Source organism: Chryseobacterium sp. A301, assembly GCF_054489425.1.
Genome location: NZ_JBTMWY010000001.1, coordinates 268,498 through 279,477, shown reverse-complemented (window position 1 = coordinate 279,477; position 10,980 = coordinate 268,498). Strand labels below are relative to the sequence as shown.

Annotated in this window: 11 protein-coding genes and 2 tRNA genes; 8 read left to right on the top strand and 5 right to left on the bottom strand. The window is 40.4% G+C overall.

The window, feature by feature from the left end:
* The first annotated feature begins 16 nt into the window (after nt 1–16).
* Nucleotides 17–91 (top strand) — tRNA-Val (locus ACX3PU_RS01300).
* 32 nt (nt 92–123) lie between these two features.
* Nucleotides 124–198 (top strand) — tRNA-Val (locus ACX3PU_RS01295).
* A gap of 65 nt (nt 199–263) precedes the next feature.
* On the opposite strand, the gene ACX3PU_RS01290 is transcribed toward ACX3PU_RS01295, so the two are convergent.
* From ACX3PU_RS01290 to ACX3PU_RS01280, 3 genes are read right to left on the bottom strand one after another with little or no spacing between them, the layout of a single operon-like run.
* Entirely contained in the window at nt 264–1,247 is a 984-nt protein-coding gene (locus ACX3PU_RS01290; protein ID WP_459083484.1) for a glycosyltransferase family 9 protein, read from the bottom strand.
* Entirely contained in the window at nt 1,247–1,666 is a 420-nt protein-coding gene (locus tag ACX3PU_RS01285) for a SufE family protein (RefSeq protein WP_459083026.1), read from the bottom strand. The genes ACX3PU_RS01290 and ACX3PU_RS01285 overlap by 1 nt, the downstream gene beginning before the upstream one ends.
* Before the next feature lie 55 nt (nt 1,667–1,721).
* On the bottom strand, nt 1,722–1,940 hold the full coding sequence (locus ACX3PU_RS01280; RefSeq protein WP_459083024.1) for a uroporphyrinogen decarboxylase: 219 nt from the start codon (nt 1,938–1,940) through the stop codon (nt 1,722–1,724).
* A 153-nt stretch (nt 1,941–2,093) separates the two neighbouring features.
* Here ACX3PU_RS01280 and ACX3PU_RS01275 point away from each other — a divergent pair, with 153 nt between their 5' ends.
* The gene (locus ACX3PU_RS01275) at nt 2,094–4,619 is read left to right on the top strand and encodes an ATP-dependent Clp protease ATP-binding subunit (RefSeq protein WP_459083022.1); all 2,526 of its coding nucleotides are present in this window, start codon (nt 2,094–2,096) and stop codon (nt 4,617–4,619) included.
* Between the two features lie 134 nt (nt 4,620–4,753).
* On the top strand, nt 4,754–6,451 hold the full coding sequence (gene menD, locus ACX3PU_RS01270) for a 2-succinyl-5-enolpyruvyl-6-hydroxy-3-cyclohexene-1-carboxylic-acid synthase (protein ID WP_459083020.1): 1,698 nt from the start codon (nt 4,754–4,756) through the stop codon (nt 6,449–6,451).
* Nucleotides 6,452–6,473: 22 nt separating this feature from the next.
* On the opposite strand, the gene ACX3PU_RS01265 is transcribed toward menD, so the two are convergent.
* Entirely contained in the window at nt 6,474–7,079 is a 606-nt protein-coding gene (locus ACX3PU_RS01265) for an aminotransferase class IV (protein ID WP_459083018.1), read from the bottom strand.
* A complete protein-coding gene (locus ACX3PU_RS01260) occupies nt 7,063–8,040 on the bottom strand; it encodes an aminodeoxychorismate synthase component I (RefSeq protein WP_459083016.1) in 978 nt (325 codons plus the stop codon). The genes ACX3PU_RS01265 and ACX3PU_RS01260 overlap by 17 nt, the downstream gene beginning before the upstream one ends.
* 47 nt (nt 8,041–8,087) lie before the next feature.
* Here ACX3PU_RS01260 and ACX3PU_RS01255 point away from each other — a divergent pair, with 47 nt between their 5' ends.
* The 4 genes from ACX3PU_RS01255 (at nt 8,088) to ACX3PU_RS01240 (ending at nt 10,979) form a co-directional block, all read left to right on the top strand.
* Nucleotides 8,088–8,807 (top strand): hypothetical protein, encoded by a 720-nt coding sequence (locus ACX3PU_RS01255; RefSeq protein WP_459083014.1) that lies wholly within the window; start codon nt 8,088–8,090, stop codon nt 8,805–8,807.
* Nucleotides 8,808–8,870: 63 nt separating this feature from the next.
* Nucleotides 8,871–9,602 carry a beta-carotene 15,15'-monooxygenase gene (locus ACX3PU_RS01250; protein ID WP_459083012.1) on the top strand — a complete coding sequence of 244 codons (732 nt, stop codon included), beginning with the start codon at nt 8,871–8,873 and terminating at the stop codon, nt 9,600–9,602.
* 54 nt (nt 9,603–9,656) lie between these two features.
* Nucleotides 9,657–10,739, top strand: a complete 1,083-nt coding sequence (locus ACX3PU_RS01245) for an AI-2E family transporter (protein ID WP_459083010.1) — start codon at nt 9,657–9,659, stop codon at nt 10,737–10,739.
* A gap of 6 nt (nt 10,740–10,745) precedes the next feature.
* Complete coding sequence (locus ACX3PU_RS01240) at nt 10,746–10,979, top strand: DUF3820 family protein (protein ID WP_459083008.1); 234 nt, start codon at nt 10,746–10,748, stop codon at nt 10,977–10,979.
* Nucleotide 10,980: the final 1 nt, after the last annotated feature.

Genomic DNA, 10,980 nt, shown 5'->3' with positions numbered 1-10,980 from the left:
GCCGAACCAAAAATAAGGGTTCTTAGCTCAGTTGGTTCAGAGCATCTGGTTTACACCCAGAGGGTCGGGGGTTCGAATCCCTCAGGACCCACAAAACTTCAACAAATGTTGAAGTTTTTTTTTGGGCGGTTAGCTCAGTTGGTTCAGAGCGTTGCGTTGACATCGCAGAGGTCGCTGGTTCGAGCCCAGTACCGCCCACAAAAAAACTTCTCAAGCAATTGAGAAGTTTTTAGTTTATGGTAAAAAAGTGAATACCTTTCCTATCAAGAAATATCAAATACCCCCATCACTTTATCATACGCTTTTTGAATTTGCAATTCCTCTAAGCAGGCGTAATCTCCACGGTAACATCTTTTGTCTCCAAAGACTGAACAAGGTCTACAAGTTAAATCGTCAACTTGGACAACATCCAACGGACTTTGTCCATAGCCAAGAAAGCCTGCATAGGGATGTGTAGATCCCCAAATTGAAACGCAGCGCGTCCCCATTAGACTTGCTAGGTGCATGTTTGCAGAATCCATAGAAACCATGACAGAAAGACTTGAAATCGCCTCAAGCTCCTGTTCAAGAGAAAACTTACCGGCCACCGATTTACAATTGGGTATCTTGGATTCCCACTGTTCCAATATCTCTACTTCTTTCTTTCCTCCTCCAAAAAAATAAACTTTATGGTGCGCCGACAATAGGCGTGCAAGCTCAAATGATTTTTCTAGAGGTAGCATCTTTCCGTGATGCTGAGCAAAGGGAGCGATTCCAATCCCTTCTTTAGGGTGGTTTATACCTCGGTACTTATGGGATAACGTAAGGGAGAATCCTAAGGCTCTAAAAACATCGGCATACCTCTCCACCGTACGTTTTAAAGGTTTTTTATCTAACTGCCAAATGTCCGTTAACCGTTCTTTTTCCTCCTTCCCCTTGTCCAATACCGCAATTTTAAATCGCTTTGCCCGAAAGTACCGATCAAGTAATTTACTTCGCAGTACATCGTGAAGATCCGCGACAAAATCTGGTCTATAGTCTAGTCTTAATTGTTTTGCGAGTTTCCTTAGTCCGAATACGCCTTTGTATTCATCGAAATTCACCCCCACAAAAGTGAAACGCGGCAAATCAAAAAACAAGGGTTTAAAGTTCTGTCTTGAAACAAAGATGACCTCTACTTCCGGATTCTGTTCTAGAAATTCTCTGACGACAGGCACGCACATGGCAACATCCCCGAAGGCAGAAAATCGATATGCGAGAATTCGTATCAAGATTTTAATTGAAATGCCACCGCATAAAATTTGATCTGTTTGGTCATTGCCATCAAACCGTTTGCTCGAGAGGGTGACAAAAACTCTTGCAAACCAATTTGAGAGATAAAGTCAAAATCCGAGTCTAAAATTTCTTGGGTACTGTGTCCACTGTAAATTGAGACAAGCAAAGAAACAATACCCTTGGGAAGGATGCCGTCACTGTCTGCATTAAAAGTTAAAATCCCGTTTTCGTAGCTAGCATCGATCCAAACCTGACTCTGACAACCCTTAATTAAATTCTCAGGCGTCTTTTTATCCTCCGAAAGGCCCCTTAATTCTTTTCCCAGATCAATTATATACTCGTATTTCTGTTCCCAATCCTCTAGGAAATTGAAATCATTAACAATTTCTTGTTGTTTCTCTTTAATGGTCATATGGCAAAATTAAGCAAAGTTTGAGAAATAGGAACTTTTCTCTCTTCTCTATAGGTTAATCCTTCTTTACCAAATGGTAAATTTGGATGAAACACAGTAGTAAATTAGGGATTATAATGGGCCATAGCATACCGCTATAAACGCCATAAACTACAAAACAGATGCAACCAAATAGGTTTACAAACCGAATTTTTCGAAGCTCTTTTAAAACAAAACTAAGGACAATGAAAACGGAGGCGGCATAGCCGATATAAGTTGCAATCTCTGGGCTCATAGTTTTTTTAATCTGTATACAAAGGTATATATTTTCCCTGGTAAAAAATTTATAACACTGACAGAAAGTCATTAAACCATTTTTGGTAAAGTATTTGTAACTTTACTTAACCTAGGAGGAAAAGACCTCCTTAAATTAATACGAGACCAAATTATGGATTATAAATTTTCAGCCGGTTTGGATAAAGTGTTCAAACAGAGCAAAAGTGAAACACGAAGACTGAAAAGTGAATTCCTCAACACCGAGCATCTTTTGCTTGGCATTCTAAAAACAGATAGTTCTGCGAGACAAATTCTTCAGAATTTGGATGCCGATCTAGCGCAAATTAGAAGGAAGATTGAAACAATGAACTTAGCTTCTGTAAGTCCACTTGCAGAAGAGGTTAAGCAAATATCGTTTACAAAAATGGCAGATCAGGCTCTTAAAAGAGCGGAACTAGAATGTAGACAGTACAAAAGTGCAGAAATCAACACCGTGCATTTACTGTTGGGCATCCTTTATAAATTCGAAGACCCCACTAGTAACATTTTGCAGGCATACGACGTCGACTATGAAAGAGTATCGCGTGAGTACCAAACCCTATTGAAAAACTCGGGTCAGGCTCCCAAAATGAGTGCTTACGAAGACGATGAAGAAAGAGAAGAATACGGCCAAATGCGTAAGCCTACCGGAAACCTAGGAAGTGGCAAAAGCAAAACGCCTACTCTCGATAATTTTGGACGGGATTTAACCTCCTTGGCAAGAGACGGGAAATTAGACCCCGTGATTGGAAGGGAAAAAGAAATTGAAAGAGTTTCACAGATTCTCTCTCGACGCAAAAAGAACAACCCTTTGCTTATTGGTGAGCCCGGAGTGGGTAAATCTGCAATTGCAGAAGGACTTGCCCTTCGTATCCACCAGAAAAAAGTTTCTCGAGTTCTTTATGGAAAACGTGTCATCACGCTTGATCTTGCAAGTTTAGTTGCAGGAACCAAATACCGTGGCCAATTTGAAGAAAGAATGAAAGCGATTATGACCGAACTGGAAAAGAATCGCGATGTCATCTTATTCATTGACGAACTCCATACCATTGTAGGTGCGGGAAGTTCTACTGGAAGTTTGGATGCTTCTAACATGTTTAAACCAGCCTTAGCTCGAGGAGAGATCCAATGCATTGGAGCCACTACACTTGATGAGTATCGTCAATACATTGAAAAAGATGGTGCTCTGGAACGTAGATTCCAGAAAGTAATGGTGGAACCTACCTCAATTGAAGAGACGATATTGATCTTAAATCAGATTAAAGACAAATACGAAGACCACCATAACGTAACGTATACGGACGAAGCCATTAATGCTTGTGTCAATTTAAGTGCGCGCTACATCACCGATCGTTTCTTACCGGACAAAGCCATCGATGCAATGGACGAAGCGGGATCAAGGGTTTACATCAAAAACATGAAAGTGCCTACTGCCATTATTCAAAACGAAGAAAAAATCGAAGAGATTAAGCTTTTGAAACAAAAGGCCGTACAAGCGCAGGACTATCTTGAAGCAAGAAAATTGAAAGACGAGGAAGAGCGCCTAGCCATGGAGCTTGCCGCTGCGCAGGAACAATGGGACAAAGATGTCAAGGAGAAAAAAGAAGTCGTTACCGAAGAAAATGTTGCAGAAGTAGTCTCCATGATGAGTGGCATTCCTGTGACCAAAGTAGGAAAAAATGAGCTTGACAAATTGGCTCATATGGACGAGAAGCTCAATGGAAAAGTAATTGGACAACACGAGGCGGTACAAAAGGTAGTAAAAGCCATTCAAAGGAACCGAACAGGGCTAAAAGACCCTAATAGACCCATTGGAACCTTTATTTTCTTAGGAACCACTGGAGTTGGGAAAACGGAACTCGCTAAAGTGATGGCTCGTGAGCTATTTGATTCTGACGAAGCGCTTATTCGAATTGACATGAGTGAATACATGGAAAAATTCGCGGTTTCTCGACTTGTGGGAGCGCCTCCAGGCTACGTAGGATACGAAGAAGGGGGTCAATTGACCGAAGCCGTTCGTCGTAAACCTTACGCGGTTTTGCTTCTAGATGAAATTGAAAAAGCGCATCCCGATGTGTTCAACATCTTACTGCAAATTTTAGACGAAGGACACGTCACGGACAGTTTAGGACGGAAAATAGACTTTAGAAATACCATCATTATTCTCACTTCCAATATTGGAACAAGAGATCTTAAAGATTTTGGTGATGGCGTTGGGTTTGGAACCTCTGCGAAGAAGTCCAACTCGGATGCGAGAGCTCGATCTACTATAGAAAGTGCCCTCAAAAAAGCATTTGCCCCTGAATTCCTAAACCGAATTGATGACATCGTAGTGTTCAACTCTCTACAAAAAGAAGACATTGCGAAGATTATTGATCTTGAATTAGGAAAACTTTACGAGCGAATTGAAAAACTTGGTTATAAAGTAGAACTTACCCAAGAGGCTAAAGATTTTATCGCCGAAAAGGGATGGGACAAAGACTTTGGCGCAAGACCGCTGAAAAGAGCCATTCAAAAATATATTGAAGATCTGCTTGCGGATCTGCTGGTAAACAAGCAAATTAAAGACAAGGAAACTCTCGTCTTAGAGTTAAATGAAACTGGCGACGGATTAATCAAAAAGCTTCCCGAGTCCAAATCGAAAAAGCAAAAAGTTTAATCCTTGTTTCCATGGAATAGTATAGAGCTGTCTTTTTAAAGGCAGCTCTATTTGTATAGAAACGAGCGTGAAAAGGCAGACCCACGGAAGGAAAATAATTTTTTCAATTCACAAAAACGCCTACCTTTGCCTCCATGAAAAAGTATTCTTCGAAACGCAGTGTTCAATTATTAGCCCATTTACTAAAAGAATATGGAATCCTAGACGTAGTGGTCTCTCCAGGGTCACGTAACGCACCCCTTGCGATTCATTTCGGAGAAATTGAGGAGTTTAATTCCTATAGCATTGTGGACGAACGAAGCGCTGCATTCGTTGCGCTAGGCATGGCTAAAGTGCAGCAAAAACCCGTAGCAATTACATGTACCTCCGGCTCCGCCGCAGCCAACTACTACCCTGCAGTCACGGAGGCCTTTTATCAAAACGTTCCCCTCCTAATCCTTTCTGCAGACCGTCCTTCAGATTACGTGGATCTTTTTGACGGCCAAACCATTCGACAAAAGGATTTGTTCTCTTCCCATTCTTATGGTGACTTTCAACTTCTTGAAGACGAAATCGAGGGCTCAGAGGAACAAAATTTTGCCACGATCAAAACAGCCATTGAACTCTGTCTTGAAAAGCAAGGTCCTGTACACCTCAACATTCCCTTAAACGAGCCTCTATACGACCTCGTGGGAGAAATCCCTGTGTTCCCTTCCGTCGAGAAACTTGCTCCTGCCCGAAAATTCGAATTGTCTTCGCCTTTAGTAGCCCAGTGGAACACTTCCAAACGAATTATGATCTTGGTAGGTACGCAGCCTCTTAGTGAATCGCTTGAGAGTAGCCTTTCTCAATTGGTTAAAAATCATTCGGTTGTGGTTCTTTGTGAAGTGAACTCAAATCTAGAAAATCCCAAATTCTTCCACCATATCGACCGCTATCTTTACAATTTTGATGCGCAGGATTACCAAACGTTTGCACCGGATCTACTTATTACGCTTGGACAAAATGTCGTTTCCAAACGAGTCAAACAGTTCCTTCGACAAGCGAACATAGCTCACCATTGGCACGTAGATGAATTTTGGCATCCAGACACCTATTTCTCCCTTACACAGTCTCTGAAAGTAGCCCCTGAGAAATTCCTTCAAAAACTTTTAAATGTCGTGAACTTAGAACCTAGTGCCTACTACAATCTATGGGATCATTTAAGAAGGAAGAAAGACATTAAACATGAGAGCTATGAACTTACCACCGGCTACTCGGATTTTCGACTTTTTTCGCTGTTAGCACAAAAAGTGCCTAGCCATTACGACATACACTTTTCCAATAGTTCAGCCATTCGTTATGCGCAGTTGTTCGATTTCAGTGCGCATCGTGTACATTGCAACCGGGGAACCAGTGGGATAGACGGCTGTACTTCTACCGCCATGGGATACGCGATGAAGTCTGAAAACCCGACCCTTCTCGTGACCGGAGACTTAGGATTTTTCTACGACATTAATGCCCTTTGGAACCAATACATCCCTCCCTATACCCGAATCATTATTTTTAATAATGGGGAAGGGAGCATTTTCAAGATCATTCCAGGGCCCGACCGCGCAAACACCGACATATTAGAGGAGTTTATCTCTACACGCCACACCAAGACCGCAGAGCACCTTGCGGCTCATTTTGAAATGGAGTATACCGAAGTGGACGACGACCAAACCCTCGTGAGGGTACTAGATCTGTTTTTTGCCTCTTCGACAAAACCTAAAATCTTAGAAGTAAACACGAAAGAAATCGCAAATGCGCAGATCTTAAGAAATTACTTCACTTCCTTAGCGAGCGACCTAAAGACCGACACAACTAATTGATTTTAAGAAAGTACGCTAAAATTTAAATCGGAATATTTTGAATAAGATCAAGCGGGTAGCAAGTGCAATCCTCTAAGGGGTTCAAGGCGTTGATTAGTGCAAAATGACTATAGTTCTGAAGATCGCCTACCCCAATGTGAGCCTCTTGTATTCTTTTACGCTCCAACAAATATTGGCGTTGAACTCCATTCAGTAAATAGCTTTCTGGCGTATACCAGGAATCTTCTTTCAAAAATACTAAATTGGAAAACGTCGAATCGGTCAAAAGGCCATTTTGTGTGATTAGAGCTTGAGATGGATGGATCTTTTGAAGAGTTTGTTCTAATGCTGCGCGGTCCTCTTTTTTGAAACGATAGGAAATCTTTGGGCATTCAACAAGTTGAAAGGAAGGAATGACCGGGGAAGAGTAAGTGGTAATCCTCGATTCGAATCTACCTTCTAAATCATAGACTACCCTTAATTTATGTACGCCTGAATCTACGCTCCCATGAAAAGAAGCGATTTGCTCAAGATTTATAGGGCATGTCTTGCCAAAAAATTGAAAAGTGTCTTCTACCCTCTTTTGATGATAAGAGAGAAGATGGGCTCCTGTGGCCGTGATCTTTATACTTTCAATGAATCGGGACATAAATCTTATTTATCATTTCTTGGTATTCCTGCTCCATCACACTCTGATGCGTAATTCCTCCTCCGCTCCTGAAAAAAAGTGAATTCTCCTCTTGTTCAATAAACCGAATTAAAACGCACGAGTCGAGAGATTCACCGTCAAAGACACCGGCCACTCCCGTATACCAACCTCGAGTCTGCTTTTCCGCCTCGAGAATAATTTCCATCGTTTTTGCCTTAGGCGCACCTAAAATGGAGCCGGCCGGCAGCAATGTTTTCAGTATACTGCCAATTTTTCCAGAAAACTCCGGTTTGATCCGACCCGATATTTGAGAACTCATGGCCAGCAAATCCTTCTGGTTTGTTTTTAAATAATCAATTCTTTGGAACTCATCCACTTGTACTTCATCACAAACCCTACTTAAGTCATTGCGAAGTAGATCTACTACTGTGTAATGCTCAGCTTTTTCCTTAGGATCTTCTCTAAGTATTTCCTCCGCATTCTCTACCGAGGCTTCAATCGTCCCCTTCATGGGATACGTATACATTTTATCTCCCGAGATCTCTACAAAGGTTTCGGGTGAGAACGAGCAAAACTGATTCTGGAAATACACTTTATATTTCGCTTTCGAACCGTAGTAGAAATCTTCCAAAGTCGAAGAACTCTCAATGCGGGTTCTGCACGTGTAATTAGCTAAGTAAGAGTTCCCAAGCATCAAATTTCTGTGAACATGATCGAAACCCTCTTTGTAGGAATGAATCGATTCTGGCATTGCTTTGATGGAGAGATCCTTCAAAACCTCCTTTTGAACTTTCTCCAATTTCAAAGTGGGGAAATCAAAGTAAATTCCACCCTCTACAACTTCCTCTAAAGAATATACCACGAGCTCTGTCCCTTCGAAATCGACCATAAAGAAAAAAGGCTCCTTTCGTAGAGATAGAATATCCATCCTATTGAATTTCGCGTCGAAATCTTGACTCATTTCACAAAAGTAAATTATTTAACCCTATTTTTGCAAAAACATTTTAAATGCCCCAATTGTATCCTCAAAAACCAGGGATTGAATCGATCTTAAAACAAGCATTTTCCTACTGGAGCCGCACTCTTTTATACCAGGTGCTTTTCAGTTTGATTACTTTTAGCGTCTATATTGTTGTTGGATATTATTTTGCCGTTAAGTACGGTATCATGGATCATTACCTTTCTCTTTCTGCTCGACTTTCTGAAAGCATGGAGTCCTATCAACAAGGGGTTCAAGAAATGACTCTACTTCCGAATTTCATGACTTTTTATTGGATTATGATTGCCACGGCAGTTTTCTTATATCCCTTAAACCTCGGATTTTTCAAAATGTACCGAAAAATGGACTTGGGAGAAAAACCGGCACTGCAAGATTTATTTGCAGGCTACCAGGGTATCAATTTCTTTATTTTCACGAGTTATTTTCTATTTTGGATTCTAATTTATCTCTATACTATTCCAACCGTGATCTTAGGGTTTGCCTGGGTGCTACTAACTCTATTTACCGCACCACTGATGTTTTTCATGAGCCGAAAGCTCTTTGAAACCATCCCTTTGAATTTTAAGGGATTAAAGCGATACCCCCTCGAGATCTTTGTATGCTGTATTGTGGCCCTCCTTTTTAAATACATAGGGCTTTTTACGATCGTCGGAGCAGTATTCACTTATCCTTTTTGGAATGCAATGATTTATGCTCTATATCGTCGAGTTTTCAATGAAGTTCATTAAATTTATCAATTAATTAATGATAGTGTCGGTAAAATAAGCTATTTTTGATTTATACATTAAACTATGGAAAATTTAAGCGAATTCAGAAATTCAACACCTCCCGAAAAAAACACAAGTAGTCTTATCTCCTATGCATTTGATATGTATAAAGGTGTCTTTTGGTTTGCCTTGCTCGCCATGGCAGTTTATATTGCAGGAACTCTTTTGCTTGAAGCCATTTTTAATTTTGATTCTGAAGCTCTTTACTCGGAAATCATGAATGCTGGCGATGATTTTAAAACCCAAGACCTATTAGAAATTGAAGGAGTAAAGTCCTATTATGCATTCTCAGGCCTTTTTAGTTGGCTCGCAGGGCCACTCTTTGTAGGGTTAATCTACATCACTAGCCGGTACGACAACCAAAAACCTCTTCGCTTCAACGATCTTTTCATCGCGTACAGACAGAATTTCCTAAATATATTTTTATACTCAATCCTATCTTCTCTTATCGTTGGGATTGCATTTGCACTTTGTTTTCTACCGGGTCTTTTTGTTGCGCCCTTATTTTTACTAGGATATCCAATTTTGCTCTTTGAAAATGCAAATGCGATTCAGGCTATCAAAAAAAGCTATTCGATTGCAAAAGATAATTATGGCACTTTCTTAGGAACCACTCTTCTAGGAGGACTCATTAGCTTTGCGGGTATTATCTTTTGTGGTGTAGGTATTTTAATTACGTTGCCTTTTATTTATGTGGTCATGTACTGCGCTTACTGTGCTTATTTAGGGAAGCCAAGAGAATTAATCGAGAATTAATTTCTAATTTACAACTCTCGATAGTCCTATCGGGAGGATTTTAAATTGTTTACTATGCCGAATCGCAATCAAATCATTAGCGGAGTCAAAATTAAGCAGGTATTTTTAATTCTGATTATCACGGCCTTAGTTGCCCTCATCGTTTTTAATCTTGCTCTTTTTATTCCTGCTCTATTAGGGGCACTGACTTTGTATATCGTCTGCAGAGAGTTTAATTTCTACCTTCAAGAAAAAAGAGGATGGAAACCGATGTGGTCATCCTTTTTGATTATCTTTTTGTCGTTAATTATTCTTATAATCCCCATTTACTTGCTTGGGGATATGCTGATTGCTAAGCTTGGGGATTCAGAAGTATATTTGGAAAAATTCAATGTGTTTATTGACAAAATTCACACATTTGTTTTATCTAAAACCAAGATTGATTTACTCAGTTCCACCAATTTAGATGGAATTAAAGCCAGTGCGGCGAAGTTTTCAACCTCCGCATTAAGTGGTACATTTAATACCCTTTCAGTGGTAGCTTCACTCTTTTTCATGCTCTATTTCATGCTAGAACAGCCCCGTCGATTTGAAAAAATCGTGCGAAATGCAGTACCTCTAAAGCGTGCTAACATTGACTTAATCGGCGAAAAATTCAGAAAACTAGTCGTTGCGAATGCAGTTGGAATTCCTGTGGTAGCATTAGGTCAAGGGATCGTGGCCTTAATAGGGTACATTATTTTCGGGGCACCAAGTCCTATTTTGCTCTTTGCGCTAACCGCCATTGCTTCGATGATCCCAATTGTAGGCGCTGCTATTATCTATGTACCGGTCGGAATTTTCATGATTGCCGAGGGCAATAGTACTGGAGGAATTGGAATTCTTTTGTACTGCTTGATCGCAGTGGGTCTCACAGATAACATTTTGCGTTTTACTCTGCTTCGAAAACTTGAAAACATTCACCCACTTAACACGGTATTTGGAATCATCATGGGGATGAATCTTTTTGGATTTATGGGTCTTGTTTTTGGACCTATCTTAGTCTCCATGACTGTATTACTGATCCAAGTTTACCACAATGAATTTAGCGAAGATGACAACGAGCTCATCCTCGAGGACGATGAAGAACTTGAAAAGAAAATCGATTTAAGCATCTAGACCTTTATGGACCCTACTATACTTATTGAAATTTGTCGCACGAAGATGCCGTTCGGCAAATACAAAGAAAGCCTTATCTGCGATTTACCTATCTCGTATTTGGAATGGTTTTACCGCAAGGGAATGCCCGCTGGAAAACTAGGGATGCAACTCTCAACCATTTATGAAATTAAGCTAAATGGTCTCTCAGAATTATTAATTCCTATTAAGGCAAAACTAAAGTCAGGAGAGTTTTCTTAAG